Source organism: Micromonospora sp. TSRI0369 (assembly GCF_001905625.1).
Lineage (GTDB): Bacteria > Actinomycetota > Actinomycetes > Mycobacteriales > Micromonosporaceae > Micromonospora > Micromonospora echinospora_A.
Window position 1 is genome coordinate 81,329 of the sequence record NZ_LIVU01000014.1, and the last position, 16,367, is coordinate 97,695.

Sequence of the window (16,367 nt, forward strand, 5' to 3'; positions counted from 1 at the left end):
GATACGCGCGCTAGCTCGGCAAGAACGAGCTCCCAGCTCCATCTCCGTCCTCTAGCTGGTGGAGCGCTCACGGAAGGGCCTTCGGCCGGGTATCGATGGTGCGGCTGCGTCGAGAACGGTGACGGTTGGCCGTTGTCTTGCGGTCGGGGGCGGCAGGGTCAGCGGCGGCCGTTTTCGATGCGGTGGCGGGCGCGGGAGCGAGCGGCGGCTGCCGGGGTCGAGCCGGTGGCGCGGGCGGTGTGCAGGATGTCAGTGAGGGTGTCGGCGATGCCGTGGACCCGGGCGGTGGCCTGGGCGGACGTTTCCCGGTGTAGCTCGACGGCGGTGGCGTGGATGATGCCGCCTGCGCTGACGATGATGTCCGGTGCCCAGAGGATGCCGTGCTGGTGCAGCAGGTCGGCGGTGGCCGGGGTGTCGAGTTGGTTGTTGGCCGGGCCGGCGATCGCGGCGCAGCGCAGTGTCGGCACTGTGTGCGGGGTGAGCAGACCGCCGAGGGCGGCGGGGACGAGCACGTCCACGTCGGCGGTCAGGCAGTCCTGCGGGCTGGTCCAGGCGGCACCCGCGGTGTCGGCGAGCATTCGTCTGCCCTCGTCGATGTCGGCGGCCACCAGGGTCGCGCCGGCGTCGGCGAGCATGCGCAGTACGTGCCCGCCGACGCGGCCGAGGCCGAGCACGGCGAAGCTGCGCGCGGACAGATCGGCTGACCCGAATCGCTCGGCGCACAGGGCATGCAGCGCGGCGAGGACGCCGACGGCGGTGTGTCCGGAGGAGTCGCCGCTGCCACCTGCGTGCACCGGTCGGCAGAACGCATGCGGGGTCCGCTCGGCGATCGTGACCATGTCGTCCGGTCCGGTTCCCACGTCCGGTCCGGTGGCATAGGCGCCGTCCAGCCCGGCGATCGCGTCGCCCGCGTCGCGCAGCACCGCCCGACGGGCGGCCGTGTCGAGTGTCCTGCCCGGGGGCAGGGCGACGACGGTCTTGCCGCCGCCGTTGGGCAGCCCAGCCAGCGCGCATTTGTCCGACATCGCGGCTGACAGCCGCAGCGCGTCGGTGAGCCCGTCACGCCAGTGCGGGTAGTGCGCGAGCCGGCAGCCGCCGATGGCCTGACCGAGCGCGGTGGAGTGCACCGCGACAACGATCGGCAGGCCGGACCGTATGCCCCGCCTGATGACGACGTGTTCGTGCATCGACTCGGTGTCGAGGTGGGTCGCGACCATGATGGCTCCTGTCGTGCGCTCGCCGGAACGGGATCGACAGTAGGCAGGTGGTTGGCGCCGACCAGCTTGAAGCGAACATCGTTCGGAGAAGATGACAAGATCCCGGTCGTGGACGAACTTGATACGGCGATCATCGAGCACCTGCAGACACATGCGCGGCAGACCAACCGCGAACTGGCCCGCGCGGTCGGCCTGGCGCCGTCCACCTGCCTGGAACGCGTGCGCGCACTGCGGGAACGCGGCGTGATCACCGGCTATCACGCCGAGATCAGCCTGGCCGCTCTCAACCGCGGCGTCCAAGCATTGCTGCACGTGCAGGTCCGGCCCCTGAGCCGCACCGTCATCGACGGCTTCAAGAAATATGCGATGGAGCTGCCCGAGGTGCTGTCGGTGTACGTCGTGGCCGGCGGCGACGACTTCCTCGTCCACGTCGCCGTACCCAGCGTCGACAGCCTGCACTCCTTCCTCATGGACAAGTTCAGCGGACGCCGCGAGATCGTCGGGTTCCGCAGCTCCGTCATCTACCAACACGCCCGAAAGCAGGTCATCGAACCACTCGACCCGTAACGCACGGCCACGGAGTTGGGGACAGCGCGCACATCTACCGCCAATCAGGCGCGGTGCGGTCGCCAGGACCGCTTGATCAGGTGCGCGCTCATGCCGCTGACACGGCGCGGCGATCGTGGGCGTGCTCCCCGGCGGGAGCCAGGCGCTGGCGCCAACCGTGGCACCGGGCTGGCAGCCCTCGACCGGTGGGCGGTCCGGTGCGAGCCCGGTTGGGGAGAGCAGATTGGGTGCAGCTCGGCGAAGTGGTCAACGCGCCCGCTGAGGGCATTTCTCGCGTACCTCGTTCTGCGTCCATCGTGGACGGCGATGGGTGCAGGTGACCTCGACGGCCTTCCAGGGGTGGGCCCACTGTTCGGGGGGTCGCACTCGGCGGCGGAAAGGGTCATCGACACCCTCGGCCCCACTGCTGGCTCTGGTGCCGGCGCTTCGGCGGCGGATCGACCAGATCACCGTCGCCGACGGCACCTATATATGCAGGCACGGGACTCAATCGGTCACGAAGCGTAGAGGACTATCGTGATCAATGGGCCCGTGCCCGCTTGCCGCCTCGGGGGTCCCCTCCGTCCAGACGCCATACCTATTGCCGGTCGCTCTAGCTCAAGCTTCCGGTGCAGGTAGCGGTGGCGCCGGTGCCGTTTCCGGTGCCCTGGAATCCGAAACTGGTGGTCTGGCCTGCGGCCAGCCGTCCGTTGTAGCTCTGGTTCGCGACGGTGATGGTCCCGCTGGTACCGCTATTGACACCGTTCCAGAGCGAGGTAATCGAGGCACCGCCCGGCAGGTTGAGGGTGACCCGCCAGCCGGTGAGCGGGGTGGCTCCTGCCGTGATGTTGACGTTGGCGACGAACGCACCGTTCCACTGGTCCTGCACGGAGTAGACGGCGGTGCAGGAGGGGCTCCCACCGGGGGGCGGGGTGGTCGGAGGCGGGGTGGTCGGAGGCGGGGTGGTGGGCGGTGGCGTCGTCGGCGGCGGCGTGGTGGGGGGAGGCGTCGTCGGCGGCGGCGTGGTGGGCGGTGGTGTGGTGCCGCCATCGAGGGTCAGCTTCCAGCCTTCGAACATGCCTTCATAGTTGGCGACGTTCTCGACCCGCAGTTTCCAGGTGCCAGCTGTGGGCCTGCTCGACAGGTCGGTGATGAAGGTTTCGCGGACGTTTGCTCGGTACGACCCCACGTAGGCATCCTTGAGCAGGATTGCCTGCCCGTCCGGCGCGATGAGGGAGACTCGAAGGTCTCGGCCGTACTGGTGACGGATGTTGGGCTCGATGTAGCTCTTGGTCGACGGCGCCAGGCCGCAGTCGGCCACGCTGATTGACGATTCGACCGTGCCGCCGGCCGGTATCCGCAGGTTGGTGGTGGTGCGGCCACCGCATGCTGGTGCCGGCAGGTCGGCGCCCGCGAGGTTGATGCGCCACGAGTCGAGGAACCCGGTGCCCGAGTGCAGGAGGTCGTTGAGCCACAGCGTCCAGGTGCCGTTCGCGGTCTCGGACGACAGGTCGTGGGTGAAGGTGTAGTCGATGTCCTCGCTGTGGCCGCCGGTGCGGTCCAGCAGGTAGTACCAGGTGCCGTCGGGTGAGAGCAGCCGTATGTCGAGGTCACCGATGCCAGAATGGTCGATGTGCAGTTCGATGGTGCTGTTGCGAGCGGCGGCGCCGGGGCAATCGGTGATCGCGATGGGGACCAGGGCGCTCGTGCTCTGGGTGATCGCCGTGTCTGTGCCGTTCGAGCCGACGCAGCCGGCCGGGTCGTTGACGTGTAGCTGGAATGCCGTCGCGCGGGTTGCACCGGTCCCGGTGCCGATCACCGTGATGGTGTAGTCGCCGGCCATGGTTGTCGACGCTGTGTTGATGGTCAGGGTGGTGCTGCCATTGGAGGGAACGCTCGCGGGCTGGAATGTGGCGTCGGCGCCTCCGGGTAGGCCGCGGGCCACCAGGGAGACCGGTTGGGCCGCACCGTTTGTGACGGTCGCGGTGATCGTGGTGGAGATGGTGCCGCCGGCAGTGACGGTGCCGCTGGCGGGGGTAGCGGTCAGTGCGAAGTCGTTGGCCGGGGTAATGGCGCTGACGTAGAGCAGCCGGTTCGGCGAGCCGACACCCGGATTGGTCACCACGCCGGGAGTGGTGTCGGCCAGAAGTGCCTGGGTCACCTGCGCCGGGGTGTAGGTGGGGTTGTCGGCCAGGATCAACGCCGCCGCCCCGGTGACGTGCGGGGTGGCCATCGAGGTTCCGGAGGCGGTGCGGGTTGCGGTGCTGCTGCCGATGTAGGCCGAGGTGATCTCGGCGCCCGGCGCGAACAGGTCCACGCACGTACCGATGTTCGAAAACGATGCGCGGGCGTCGGTGGCGTCGGTGGCGGCGACGGTGATCGCCTCCGGGACGGAGGCCGGGCTGTAGGAACACGCGTCGGCGCCACTCTCGTTGCCCGCAGCCGCCACGTAGGTGACGCCGTCTGCGATCGACCGTCGCACGGCGTCGACCATGGGCGCGTACGGCGGGCCGCCGAGGCTCATGTTCGCCACGGCCAACTCACCCGGATCATGGTCGCCGGTCACCCAGTCGACCCCGGCAAGAACGTTCGACGTGGTGCCGCGGCCGTCGCAGTTGAAGACGCGTACGGCCACCAACTGCACGTTCTTGGCCACCCCGTAGGTGGTGCCGCCGACCGTGCCGGCCACGTGGGTACCGTGCCCCATACAGTCGGTGGCGTCGGCATCGTTGTCGATGAAGTCCCAGCCGGACACCGCCCGCCCGGCGAACTCGGTGTGGGTCAGGTTGATCCCGGAGTCGATGACATACGCACGCACGCCCGGCGACACGCGAGGATAGGTGAATGAGTTGTCCAACGGCAACGCGCGCTGGTCGATCCGGTCCAGGCCCCAGGACGGCGTCGGGCTCTGCACGCCTGCCACGGACACCGTGTGGTTCTGCGTAACGGAGGCGACGGCCGGATGGGCGGCGAGGCGGCGGGCGCCGCGCTCGGAGAGTCGGGCCTCGAAGCCTCGCAGGGCGTGCCGGTAGACCGGGCCGACGCCGCCGCCCTGCTGTGCGGTGAGGTCACGGGCAGTGGTGTCCACGGCGGTGGCTCTGACGGCGGAGTCCCGCAACACGACGATGTAGGAGCCAGCCACGGCGGTCGGGCCGCCCGCGGCGAGGATGTCACCTTCGGCTGGGGCGGCCGTCGCGGACACGGTGCTCGCGGCAAGAGCCAGCACGGTTGCTGCGGCCGCGATGCCGGACCGGAGCAGGGCGGGCCTGCGTGGTCCCGTCGGTGTCATGACTACCTCCCAGTCGAAAGCGACGCGCCCGGGGACCGGCCGGCCCTGCCGAGCACGTCATCCAACAGGGTGGGCGGATCTCCGGGCAGCCGTACCGCCACATCATGAACGCACGACCACTCCCAATGCCAGAGATGAACGTCGAATTTTTGACTCAGCAATAAAAATCTCGGCGCGTCGCAAGGCCGAGGCGGCTCGCCTCAAACCGAAGGGCAGCAAGGTCGCTCTCGGCCCGCTCAACCCCGGGGAGGACGGCCGGCAAACCCGCGACCGGCGGAGCAAACCCGATGGCGCGTGACCATACGGTTCTGGCACCCTGCCGAACATGCCCGACACCACCTCCTCGCCGCGCAGCCTGCCCGAGCTGCGGGCGGGCGGGTCAAGTACCTGTTCTTCTGGGGGCACCAGCTCGGCGACGAAGCGATCACCGCGCAATGCTCACGGCGCCGCACCCGGGCGCGGTTAAGGCCTGGGCCGGCAGGTCCGCGACTTCGACCAGGCCGCCTGGGATGCGTACCGCTTCGACCTGGTCGCCGCCGGCATCGTGGCCAAGTTCAGCCAGCACCCTGACCTCGGGCGGTACCTGTCTCGTACGGGCAATCGGGTACTGGTGGAAGCCAGCCCGAAGGATCGGGTCTGGGGCATCGGTCTTTCCGCGACGGACCCACGCGCCCACGATCCGGCCCAATGGCGCGGCCGCAGCCTCCTCGGGTTCGCGCTGATGCACGCCCGCGCGCAGCTCGCCACCGCATGAACCTCAACATCCGTGTACATCAGGGACGGCTCGGCGCCGATCAGTACCGCGTCGTCCGCCCGGCCGAACCGGTGACCGGCGCGGTGCTGGTCGACAACAACCCCTGGTTCGTCCTGGAACTCAACGCCGAGGCCGCGTTCACCATCACGGGCCTGTGGATGCTGGCAGCCCGATCACGCCACACACTGATCCACCTACCGCTACGGGGCAAGCCGCCGCCGGAGCCCTCCCTCGCCACCGTGACCGTCGGTGAGCTCGATCTGGTACTCAGTCACCACGACCTGCAGTTCGCCCCGAACCGGTGGAAGCAGCTACGTCACCGCCTGGGAGCCGGGGCTCCGCACACCATTTCCTGGAACCCGAACGACGTTCCCGCCTGGGACGAGGTCCACGAACTCAATCGCCAAGCCCGTCGGCGTTCCTGTCACAGGGACAGGTTCCACCAACGCCTGCACGCTCACACCCTGTTCATGGCCGGCAACGCGGTCGCGTTCCGGCGCACAGCCCGGTACGTCCTCGACATGGCGCTCCGGCGGCCCGACCCCAGCTATCCCGGCACCTACCACTCTGCGACAGTGCACCCCGCGGACGGGCACTTCACCACCCACAGGCAAGGCATCTACCTCGTCAGGTGGCAATAACGGGCCGCCGTCCGGGTCGTGCAGAAGGTGGATGCGGTGTCCGAGCAGGTCCGGGCTGTGCGCGAGGCCGAGGAGGCCCCGGCGCCAGCGGCTTGAGCCGGCCCGCGGCGCGCAGACCCAGCTCGACCGGCTGAGCGACGACGTTCGCGCCTGGCTGCTGGCCAAGCGCTTCGGGATTGTCTTCGAGCTGGCCGAGGAAGCGCAGTCGCGTGGCTGGATCATCCGTACGCCTGCGGCGAACGGCCGGCGCAGCCACGTCGCGGTCCTCGCCGTCGACGGCGAGTTGCAGGCCCGGCATGTGCAGCGGGCGCTGCGGATCCTGTCCGACGGTCGGGCCGACGCCGCCTGGACGGTGGCCGCCAACAAAATCGTTGCGCGGGCGCATCAGGCTGCCGGCGACATGAACCGCTATCTGTTCTGGAAGCAGCGGGCATTCGATCTTCAGCAGGCCGGCGACGCCGGCGAACCGGATGCGCTCCGATCCGACGCCGGGCGGTGCACGGATGAGCGGTACAGGAGGCGTCCGTTCGCGGCGCCGCGGCACTGGGCTGCGTTCGCCGTCCACGGCGCGGGCTGATTGCCGCCGGGCTGGTTGTCGGAGCGTCCGGGCCAGCGAGAACAGTGGCGGCCGGATCGGGCCGACCTCGACACCGTGTCGATCGGCGCGTAGGCGGACGGATTCGATGTGGGCCCGACGCCGAATCAGGGCGTGGGTCGACAGCGGCTACAACACCGGGTCCGGGCGCACGGCGCCCGGCTCGGCATCGACGTCGAGGTGGTGCCCCGCCCGGCAGAGAAGGGCTTGCACGTTCAGCCACGCCGGTGGGTCGTGGAACGAACCTTCGGCTGGCCGGCGCGATCAACGCCCACCGCTCATCCGATAAATCCGACCGATATCCACGCCGCTTCACACGCACGGCGTGATCAACGAACCGAAGCCATCGACGCCACGGCCGAACATGAATCAACCACTACACGGATCAGATGCCCTCTAAAAGGGGCGCCACTCCCACGATCGCGTGCGAGTGACGCGTAGCGGACGGCGAGGCTGTCGGATTCGTGACGGCGCCCTGGCGGAGCGGTGGGACGCGCCTACGCTGAGCGCACGTTTCGTCCGGCGACGCTCCGGAAGGAGCCGTTTCATGCCATCGATCCTCGCCACCGCTTTCCTCGCGGCCGCCTTGACGGCCGCGCCCACCGTCGCCGCGTCTGCCGCGCCCGGCGCTTTGGCTGGCTATCGCATGGTGGACCTCGGCACCCTCGGCGGCGACAGCAGCTACGCCAGCGCAATGAACAACCGCGGCGACGTGGTCGGCCGTGCCCAGGCCGCCGACGGCACCTACCGCGGGTTCCTCTGGCGCCACGGCCGGATGATCGATCTCGGCGCCTTCGACCCGATCGACGTCAACGACCGCGGCCAGGTCGTCGGCACCCGCGGCGACGGCTCCGGCGGGTACGTCTGGCACCGCGGTGTCCTGCGGCCGCTGGGCGTCCCGTCCACCCTGCCCGTGGCGATCAACAACCGCGGCCAGGTCCTCGGCCGCACCGACGCAGGTCCCGTCCTGTGGACGAACGGCCGTGCCCGGCCCTTGGCCCTCGGCGAAGCGTCCGACGTCAACGACCGCGGCCAGGTCTCCGGCGGGGTGTACGTGCCGGGCGGCTTCCACGCCGCCCTGTGGCACAGTGGCCGGGTCACCGACCTCGGCGCCGGCCCCTTCGACCGCAGCAACACGTACGCCCTCAACGACCGCGGCTGGGTGATCGGCTGGCAGTTCTCGGCCGAGCAGTTCGAGCGCGGCATCCTCTGGCGGCACGGCCGCGCTCTGGACGTCGGCACCCTCGGCGGTAGCTTCACCCAACTGCGGGCGATCAACAACCGCGGCGAGATCCTGGCCAACTCCCAGGCCACCGACAGAAGCGCCCGCCCGGCGCTGTGGCGGCGCGGCGTCCTGCACGACCTCAGCCTCGCCGGGGTCAGCACGGACGGCGAGGTCGTCGACCTTGATGACCGCGGCCGCATCGCCGCGACGATCCGCCCGGTCTGGGGTGTCAGCCGCGCGGTCGTCTACCACCCGCGCTGACGGGGCCGGTCCCGGGCGTCGACCGGTCGCGGTCGCCCGCCCGGATCAGACCCGGACGGCCTCCCACCCCGGCTCGGCGGCCAGGCGTCGGATCATCGTCAGAAGAGAACGATGCACACCGATGACGAACTTGGCTGCCGCACCGCGTAAACGGGGGGTTTTCGGGGGGCGGTTCAAATCTCCATCGAAGAAAATCAAAGCCCTGACCAGCTTTCCCGCTGGTCAGGGCTTTTTCTTTGTCGGGACGGCCGGATTCGAACCGACGACCCCTTGACCCCCAGTCAAGTGCGCTACCAAGCTGCGCCACGTCCCGATGCCCCCGCCAGGTCTCCCCCGCGGCAGCCGGTACAGCTTAGCGCAGGATCTTCGCACCGTGCGCAGAGGCCCCTCCCGCGCCGCACGCCACACCCCCTAGAGCATCCTAGGAGGGTGGCGTGCGGCAGAGCAGGGAGCGGGTCAGCCGTGGGCCTTGCCCCGGCCGCCGGGGCCGAGCTTCTTGCGCGGGCGTACCGAGATCTCGATCGGGCTGCCCTCGAAGCCGAACTCCTCGCGGAGCTTGCGCTCGACGAAGCGCTGATACCCCGCGTCGAGCGGGCCGGTGGTGAACAGCACGAACCGCGGCGGCGCCGCCCCGGCCTGGGTGGCGAAGAGGATGCGCGGGGCGCGTCCGCCGCGTACCGGGTGCGGGGTGGCCTGGACCAGCGCGGTGAGCCACTGGTTGAGCTGCGCGGTCGGGATGCGCGTCTCCCAGCTGGCGAGCGCCTTGCGCAGCGCGGGTGCGAGCTTGTCGACCGCGCGGCCGGTCTTGGCGGACAGGTTCAGCCGGATCGCCCAGGGGATGCGCCGCAGCTCGCGGTCGATCTCCTTGTCCAGGTAGTAGCGGCGGTCGCCGTCGACCAGGTCCCACTTGTTGAACGCGATGACAAGCGCCCGTCCGGACTCGACCACCATCGTGAGGATCCGCTGGTCCTGCTCGCTGATCACCTCGCTGGAGTCGATCAGCACCACGGCGACCTCGGCCGCCTCGATCGCCGAGGCGGTACGCAGGCTGGCGTAGTACTCGGTGCCGCTGGCCTTGCCGACGCGCTTGCGCAGACCGGCCGTGTCGACCAGCTGCCAGGTCTCGCCGCCGATCTCCACCAGGCTGTCGACGGGGTCCACTGTGGTGCCGGCCACCGAGTCGACCACCGCCCGCTCCTCACCGGAGAAGCGGTTGAGCAGGCTGGACTTGCCGACGTTGGGGCGGCCCACCAGTGCCACCCGGCGCGGGCCGCGCGGGCGGTTCTCCACGATCGCCGGCGCCTCGGGCAGCGCGTCCAGGATGGCGTCGAGCAGGTCGCCGGAACCGCGGCCGTGCAGCGCGGAGATCGGGAACGGCTCACCGAGGCCGAGCGACCACAGCGAGGTCGCCTCCATCTCGATGGTGGTGTTGTCGGCCTTGTTGGCGATGAGGATCACCGGCTTGGCGCTGCGGCGCAGCATCTTCACCGCGGCCTCGTCCACGTCGGTGGCGCCGACCATGGCGTCCACCACGAACAGCACCACGTCGGCGGTCGCCACCGCGGTCTCGGCCTGGGCGGCGATGGCCGCGGCCCGGTCCTTGGCGTCGGGCTCCCAGCCGCCGGTGTCCACCACTGTGAACGCCCGGCCGTTCCACTGCGCGTCGTAGGGCACGCGGTCCCGGGTCACCCCGGGGATGTCCTCCACGACCGCCTGCCGGCGGCCGATGATGCGGTTGACGAGCGTGGACTTGCCGACGTTGGGGCGGCCGACCACCGCTACGACGGGCTGCGGGCCGGTCGGCTCACCGGAGTCGACCTCCGGCTCGCGCAGCTCCACCCAGCCTTCGAAATCCTCGCTCACGCGGCACCCCGCTCCGTGAGCATCTCGCGCAGGCGCGCCACTACCTCGTCGATGCCCAGCTCGGTGGTGTCCAGCACCACAGCGTCGGGGGCCTGCTGCAGCGGGTTGACCTTGCGGGTCGAGTCGAGGCGGTCCCGGCGGGCCAGGTCCGCGGCGGTCGCCGCGACGTCGGCGGCGTCCTCCGCGCTGCGCCGCTTCGCGCGCGCCGCCTCGGAGGCGGTCAGGTACACCTTCAGCTCCGCGTCCGGCGCGACCACCGAGCCGATGTCCCGGCCTTCGACCACGATCCGGCCCGCGTCGGCGATCACCCGCCGCTGCCGGTCCACCAGCAGCTCGCGTACGGCGGCGACGGCGGCAACCGCTGACACCGCGGCGGTCACCTCGGCGCCGCGGATGGCGGTGGACACGTCGGTGCCGTCGACTGTCACGGCGTACCCCTGGGGGTCGGTGCCGATGCGCAGGTCGGCCTCGGCGGCGACCTTTGCCACCGACTCGGCGTCGGTGAGTTCCACGCCGGAGCGCAGGACCGCCCAGGTCAGCGCCCGGTACATGGCGCCGGTGTCGAGGTAGCGGGCGCCGAGGCCCGCCGCCAGCCGCCGCGACACGGTGGACTTCCCCGAACCGGACGGCCCGTCCACAGCGACCACGCATCGCCCGGCCGGTACGTTCTCCTCCACCGTTGTCCTCCTCAGCCCGTACCTCGCGGGTCGCCCGGATTCCCGGACGCCGTTGAGCGGATGGTTCTGTCGTCAATCATGCCCGCGCCGCGCGGGCGTCCCGCCGGGCGGCACGCGCCGGCCCGCGGACCGCGTCGAAGCCTACCGGGAGCCGTACCCCGATCGTCGGGGTCAGTCACCCACGGCCTTGAACAGGGCGGCGACCTCCGCGTTGGTGAGCCGCCGCAGCCGCCCGGTGCGCAGGTCGCCGAGCTTGATCGGACCGATCGACGTACGGATCAGACGGGACACCGGGTGTCCCACCTCGGCCATCAGGCGCCGGACGATGTGTTTGCGACCCTCGTGCAGGGTCAGCTCCACCTGGGCGGTTTTGCCGAGCGTGTCGACCAGCCTGAACCCGTCGACCTTCACCGGCCCGTCCTCCAGCTCGACGCCGGCGGTCAGCCGCTTGCCCAGGTTGCGCGGGATCGGCCCGGCCACCTCGGCGAGGTAGGTCTTGAGTACCTCGTACGACGGGTGCATGAGCTTGTGGGCGAGGGTGCCGTCGTTGGTGAGCAGGAGCAGGCCCTCGCTGTCGGCGTCCAGTCGCCCGACGTGGTAGACCCGCTGCTCCAGCCGCGCGCCGATGAAGTCGGCGAGCTCGGTGCGGCCCTTCTCGTCAGCCATGGTGGTGACCACACCGCGCGGCTTGTTCATCGCCACGTAGACCAGGCGGACGTCGGCCTGCAGCCGCTCCCCGTCGACGACGATCACGTCGCGGGCCGGGTCGGCCTTGTCGCCGAGCTGCGCCACCCGCCCGTTCACTGTCACCCGCCGCCGGAAGATCAGGTCTTCACAGGCGCGCCGGGAACCCACCCCCGCGGCGGCGAGCACCTTCTGCAGGCGCTCGGCGCCCTCGTACACGGGGGCGTCGGGCTTCGGGGCACGGTCATCGCGTCGCATCGGCAAGCTCTTCTACGTCGTCGGGAAGGAACGGGGCCAGGGGCGGCAGGTCGTCCACCGAGTTGAGCCCCAGCTTCTCCAGGAACATGGTGGTGGTCCGGTAGAGGTAGGCGCCGCTGTCCGCTTCGGTGCCGCACTCCTCGACCAGGCCGCGACCCACCAGGGTACGGAGCACCCCGTCGCAGTTGACACCCCGGATGGCCGAGATGCGCGAACGGGTCACCGGCTGCCGGTAGGCGACCACGGCGAGCGTCTCCAGCGCGGCCTGGGTCAGCCGCACGGACTGCCCGTCCAGCACAAACCGCTCGACGTAGGTGGCGTATTCCGGCCGGGTGTAGAGACGCCAGCCACCCGCCGCCCGGCGCAGGTCGAACCCGTGCCCGGCAGCGGTGTACCCGGCGGCGATCTCGTCGAGCATCGCGCCGATCCGCTCCGGGGCCTGTTCCAGAACCTCGGCCAGCGTCAGCTCGCTGACCGGCTGGTCCACCACCAGCAGGATCGCCTCCAGGGCGCCGCGCAGCTCCGCGTCGTCCAGGACGGGCGCGGGCGGCGGTTCCGGCGCGGCCCGCCGACGTCCCCGTTTCTGGGGTACGCCGCCCGCCGCTCCCCCGCTCGCCCGGTCCCCCGGTTCCTGCGCGGTTGCGTCGGCGTCCCGCCCCGCGTCCACGTCCCGCCCAGCGGTGTTGTCGGCGTCTCGCCGGCCGTCGTCGTCGTGCCCGCCGTCGCCGTGCCCAGCGTCGCCGAAGGCGGCCGGATCGATGCCGGCGTCGACCGACGGCTCGATGCGCTCGTCAGCGTCGGCAGTCGAGCTTCCACCCGAGATCTTGGTACGGAGGCGCCCTTCAAGGGGCGCTTCCGTACCAAGATCCGCCGTGGTTTCGGCGATCTTGGAAGAATCTGGCCCCTCCAGGGGCCCTTGGCTTCCAAGATCTGTGGACGGCTCGGGCGCCGAGTCGGCGGTTTCTGCCGAATCACGGCTGTCCGGATCGGGTTTGGGCGCGGACGGGCGCTGCCACGGGGGGATCCAGGCGGCAGCCTGGTCGGCCAGCGAGTCGCGGCGTTCCTCGTCGCTCATCCGTTCACTCCTGCGTCGGTGCGGGCTCGTCCGCGGGCTCGGTGGGCACGGCGGCGTCAGCGAATGCGGCACTGTCAGCCGATGCGCCGTCGCCGGACCCAGCGACAGGACCGGATGCGGCAGCGTCAGCCGAGGTGCCGCCACCGGGCACGGCGACAGCGCCCGATGGGGCGCCGTCGGGCACCCCGGCCGCGTCGGGCACCCCGGCCGCGTCGAGGACCCCGGCGCCCTCCGGCGACCCGGCGGCGGGGGTGGGCTCGGGGTTGCCGGCGTACTCGTCGACTGTCAGCTCGGCCTCGCCGTCGGCCGGGCCGGTCCACCGAACGGTCAGCTCCTCAAGCGCCTGCTCCTGCACGAACGCCACCAGACCCTGCCGGTACAGCTCGAGCAGCGCCAGGAACCGGGCCACCACCTCGAGTGTCATCTCGCAGTCGGCGCAGAGCAGCGAGAACGTGGCGATTCCGGCGCGGCGCAGCCGGTCGGCGATGATGCCGGCGTGTTCGCGGACGCTGACCCGGACCATGTGCACGTGCGCGATGGACACCTCGGGCACCGGTTTCGGACTCATCGCCTTGACCGCGAGCTTGCGCAGCCGCTCGGGACCGATGCCGAGCACCAGGTCGGGCAGCGCCTCCGCGTACCGGGGTTCGAGCGTCACCGCCCTCGGGTAGCGCCGGCCGCCGACCGCCTCCAGCTCGGCGATGTGCGCGGCGGCCTCCTTGTACGCCTTGTACTGCAACAGCCGCGCGAACAGCAGGTCCCGCGCCTCCAGCAGCGCCAAGTCCTCCTCGTCCTCGACCTCGGCCGAGGGCAGCAGCCGGGCCGCCTTGAGGTCGAGCAGGGTGGCGGCGACGAGCAGGAACTCGCTGGTCTCGTCCAGGTCCCACTGGTCGCCCATCGCCCGCAGGTACGCGATGAACTCGTCGGTGACCTTGTGCAGCGCGACCTCGGTGACGTCCAGCTTGTGCTTGCTGATCAGCTGGAGCAGCAGGTCGAACGGGCCGGTGAAGTTGTCCAGCCGGACGGTGAAGCCGTTGGTGACCGGGTCGGCGCCGTCGACCTGCGCGGCTACGGCAGGGTCGCCGGCGCCGTGTGGCGGGTCGAGGGGCGGGGCGGTCACCGGGAAACCGTAGACGACGCGGCGGGCGGCCGGCGTGCGCCCTACCGGTCCGCCTGGGCGGCGATGACCTCCCGGGCCAGCTGCCGGTAGTTGCGCGCGCCGGAGGAGGCCGGGTCGAGGGTGGTGATCGGGGCGCCGGCCACCGTGGACTCGGGGAACTTCACCGTCTTGGTGATGACGGTCTGGTAGACCTTGTCGCCGAACGCCTCGACCACCCGCTGCAGCACCTGGCGGCAGTGGGTGGTGCGGCTGTCGTACATGGTGGCGAGGATGCCTTCGAGTTCCAGGTCGAAGTTGAGCCGCTCGCGCACCTTGTCGATGGTGTCGAGCAGCAGCGCCACGCCGCGCAGGCTGAAGAACTCGCACTCCAGCGGGATGAGCACGCCGTGCGCGACGGTGAGCGCGTTGATCGCCAGCAGGCCCAGTGAGGGCTGGCAGTCGATCAGGATGAAGTCGTACTCCTTGCGGATGGTGCGCAGCACCCGCGCCAGGGCCATCTCCCGGGCGACCTCGTTCACGAGCTGGATCTCGGCGGCGGAGAGGTCGATGTTGGCGGGTAGCAGGTGCAGCCCGGCCACGTCGGTCTTGATCAGGACGTCCTCGGCGGTGACGTCGTCCTGCATGAGCAGGTTGTAGACCGACAGGTCCAGGTTGTGCGGGTTGACGCCCAGCCCGACCGAGAGGGCGCCCTGCGGGTCGAAGTCGACGAGCAGCACCTTGCGGCCGTACTCGGCCAGGGCCGCGCCCAGGTTGATGGTCGTCGTGGTCTTGCCGACGCCGCCCTTCTGGTTGGCCATCGCGATGATCCGCGCCGGGCCGTGCCGGTCGGTCGGCATGGGTTCGGGGATCGGCTTGCGCATGGTGTAGGCGGCCGGGTCGGCGGGGCCGAGATCGGCGCCCAGCGTCGCCTGCTGCTCACGGAGCTCCGACGTCCAGGTCTCGGCACGGTCACCGTTTCCTGCCATGTCCTCGTTGCCCCCTCCCGACGACCACCCGGCGTCGGAGCCGTCCGACGTCCCTCGCGGCGCCGCTGCGCACCCCCGGTCCGTCGTACCTGGAGGCCCGCGCCGATGCCGACTGTACGCCACCGGCCAGCAGCACGTTCGGTAGCGGGTCGGCGTGTCGGCCGCCCGTCAGCCGCGGGCGCGGCCCGATCACAGACCCGGGGGCCGCGAGCCCGGCGCGCTCAGCGGGCGCGGGGGTGGGCGGTGGCGTACACCTCGCGCAGCCGTTCCACAGTCACCAGCGTGTAGACCTGGGTGGTGGTCACCGAGGCGTGGCCGAGCAGCTCCTGCACGACGCGCACGTCCGCGCCGCCGTCGAGCAGGTGCGTGGCGTACGAGTGGCGCAGCGTGTGCGGGGAGATCGCGTCCGGGCCGTCGACCGGCAGGCCGGCCCGGCCGGCGGCGGCGCGCAGCACAGCCCAGGCGCCCTGCCGGGTGAGCGGGCCGCCGCGGGCGTTGACGAACACCGCGTGGGTGCCGCGTCCGGCAGCGAGCAGCGCCGGACGGCCCCGGACCAGCCAGGCGCGCAACGCGTCGGCCGCGTACCCGCCGACCGGGACCAGCCGGGTCCGGCCGCCCTTGCCGCGCAGCAGCACGGCGCCGGCGTCGAGGTCCAGGTCGTCGACGGCGGCGCCGACCGCCTCGGAGATGCGCGCGCCGGTGCCGTACAGGAATTCCAGCAGCGCGCGGTCACGCAGCGCGCGGGCGGCGGCGTCGCCGGTGGCGCCGGGCAGGTCGGCGGCCTCCAGCAGCCGCAGGACCGCGTCCACGGGCAGCGCCCGGGGCAGCCGGCGCGGCGGCGCGGGCGGGCGGACGTCGCGGCTGGGGTCGGCGGCGGTGAGCCCTTCGCGCAGCGCGAAGCGGTGCAGGCCGCGTACCGCGCTGGCGGCGCGGGCGGCGGAGGAGACGGCGAGCGGCGGGTGGTCGTCGTCGCCGGCGCGCAGCCGGGCCAGGTGGGCCTCGACCTGCGCGGGCCCGGCGGCGGCCAGGTCGTCCACCCCGGCCGCGGCCAGCGTGGCCAGGTAGCGGTCCAGGTCCCGGCGGTACGAGGCGAGCGTGTTCGCGGACAGCCCACGCTCGACGGTGAGGTGGTCCAGGTACGTGCGGACCGCGCGGCGCAGGGCCGGCGCGGGTTCCGCGCCGGCCCTGCGCACCACG

General features: G+C 71.3%; 13 protein-coding genes, 1 tRNA gene and 2 pseudogenes. 6 read left to right on the forward strand and 10 right to left on the reverse strand.

Translation table 11 applies throughout. The features are described from left to right. Window positions 1–158: 158 nt before the first annotated feature. On the reverse strand, window positions 159–1,217 hold the full coding sequence (locus AMK25_RS29415) for a Glu/Leu/Phe/Val dehydrogenase dimerization domain-containing protein (RefSeq protein ID WP_241826546.1): 1,059 nt from the start codon (window positions 1,215–1,217) through the stop codon (window positions 159–161). 51 nt (window positions 1,218–1,268) lie between these two features. Here AMK25_RS29415 and AMK25_RS29420 point away from each other — a divergent pair, with 51 nt between their 5' ends. Continuing rightward, a complete protein-coding gene (locus AMK25_RS29420) occupies window positions 1,269–1,784 on the forward strand; it encodes an Lrp/AsnC family transcriptional regulator (protein WP_241826547.1) in 516 nt (171 codons plus the stop codon). A gap of 592 nt (window positions 1,785–2,376) precedes the next feature. Here the strand turns inward: AMK25_RS29420 and AMK25_RS29425 are convergent. Next, entirely contained in the window at window positions 2,377–5,052 is a 2,676-nt protein-coding gene (locus AMK25_RS29425) for a S8 family serine peptidase (protein ID WP_073831617.1), read from the reverse strand. 325 nt (window positions 5,053–5,377) lie between these two features. Between AMK25_RS29425 and AMK25_RS33120 the strand changes: the two are divergent. The 5 genes and pseudogenes from AMK25_RS33120 (at window position 5,378) to AMK25_RS29450 (ending at window position 8,528) form a co-directional block, all read left to right on the forward strand. Continuing rightward, window positions 5,378–5,806 (forward strand): annotated as a pseudogene (locus tag AMK25_RS33120) (NADAR family protein). Beyond that, a complete protein-coding gene (locus AMK25_RS32880) occupies window positions 5,803–6,447 on the forward strand; it encodes a hypothetical protein (protein WP_241826548.1) in 645 nt (214 codons plus the stop codon). The pseudogene AMK25_RS33120 and the gene AMK25_RS32880 overlap by 4 nt, the downstream one beginning before the upstream one ends. Before the next feature lie 31 nt (window positions 6,448–6,478). After that, window positions 6,479–7,024, forward strand: coding sequence for a hypothetical protein (locus tag AMK25_RS29440; protein WP_073831618.1), 546 nt, complete (start codon window positions 6,479–6,481; stop codon window positions 7,022–7,024). Between the two features lie 183 nt (window positions 7,025–7,207). Further along, window positions 7,208–7,306 (forward strand): annotated as a pseudogene (locus AMK25_RS32885) (IS5 family transposase); the annotation flags it as partial. Window positions 7,307–7,589: 283 nt separating this feature from the next. Next, window positions 7,590–8,528, forward strand: coding sequence for a hypothetical protein (locus AMK25_RS29450; RefSeq protein ID WP_083664861.1), 939 nt, complete (start codon window positions 7,590–7,592; stop codon window positions 8,526–8,528). Window positions 8,529–8,767: 239 nt separating this feature from the next. Here AMK25_RS29450 and AMK25_RS29455 read toward each other — a convergent pair. The 8 genes from AMK25_RS29455 to AMK25_RS29490 form a co-directional block, all read right to left on the reverse strand. Continuing rightward, a tRNA-Pro gene (locus AMK25_RS29455) sits at window positions 8,768–8,841 on the reverse strand. A gap of 143 nt (window positions 8,842–8,984) precedes the next feature. Beyond that, on the reverse strand, window positions 8,985–10,391 hold the full coding sequence (gene der / locus AMK25_RS29460) for a ribosome biogenesis GTPase Der (RefSeq protein ID WP_073831620.1): 1,407 nt from the start codon (window positions 10,389–10,391) through the stop codon (window positions 8,985–8,987). Continuing rightward, window positions 10,388–11,068: a (d)CMP kinase gene (cmk, locus tag AMK25_RS29465; RefSeq protein WP_073831621.1), complete on the reverse strand. Its 681-nt coding sequence runs from the start codon at window positions 11,066–11,068 to the stop codon at window positions 10,388–10,390. The genes der and cmk overlap by 4 nt, the downstream gene beginning before the upstream one ends. A 171-nt stretch (window positions 11,069–11,239) precedes the next feature. Further along, a complete protein-coding gene (locus AMK25_RS29470) occupies window positions 11,240–12,010 on the reverse strand; it encodes a pseudouridine synthase (protein WP_073831622.1) in 771 nt (256 codons plus the stop codon). Next, window positions 11,997–13,085: an SMC-Scp complex subunit ScpB gene (gene scpB / locus AMK25_RS29475; protein ID WP_073831623.1), complete on the reverse strand. Its 1,089-nt coding sequence runs from the start codon at window positions 13,083–13,085 to the stop codon at window positions 11,997–11,999. Before scpB ends, AMK25_RS29470 begins: the two co-directional genes overlap by 14 nt. 4 nt (window positions 13,086–13,089) lie before the next feature. After that, window positions 13,090–14,205 (reverse strand): segregation and condensation protein A, encoded by a 1,116-nt coding sequence (locus AMK25_RS29480; RefSeq protein WP_073831624.1) that lies wholly within the window; start codon window positions 14,203–14,205, stop codon window positions 13,090–13,092. Window positions 14,206–14,246: 41 nt separating this feature from the next. Beyond that, the gene (locus tag AMK25_RS29485; protein WP_013285595.1) at window positions 14,247–15,170 is read right to left on the reverse strand and encodes a ParA family protein; all 924 of its coding nucleotides are present in this window, start codon (window positions 15,168–15,170) and stop codon (window positions 14,247–14,249) included. Between the two features lie 221 nt (window positions 15,171–15,391). After that, window positions 15,392–16,363 (reverse strand): site-specific tyrosine recombinase XerD, encoded by a 972-nt coding sequence (locus AMK25_RS29490; protein WP_073831658.1) that lies wholly within the window; start codon window positions 16,361–16,363, stop codon window positions 15,392–15,394. Window positions 16,364–16,367: the final 4 nt, after the last annotated feature.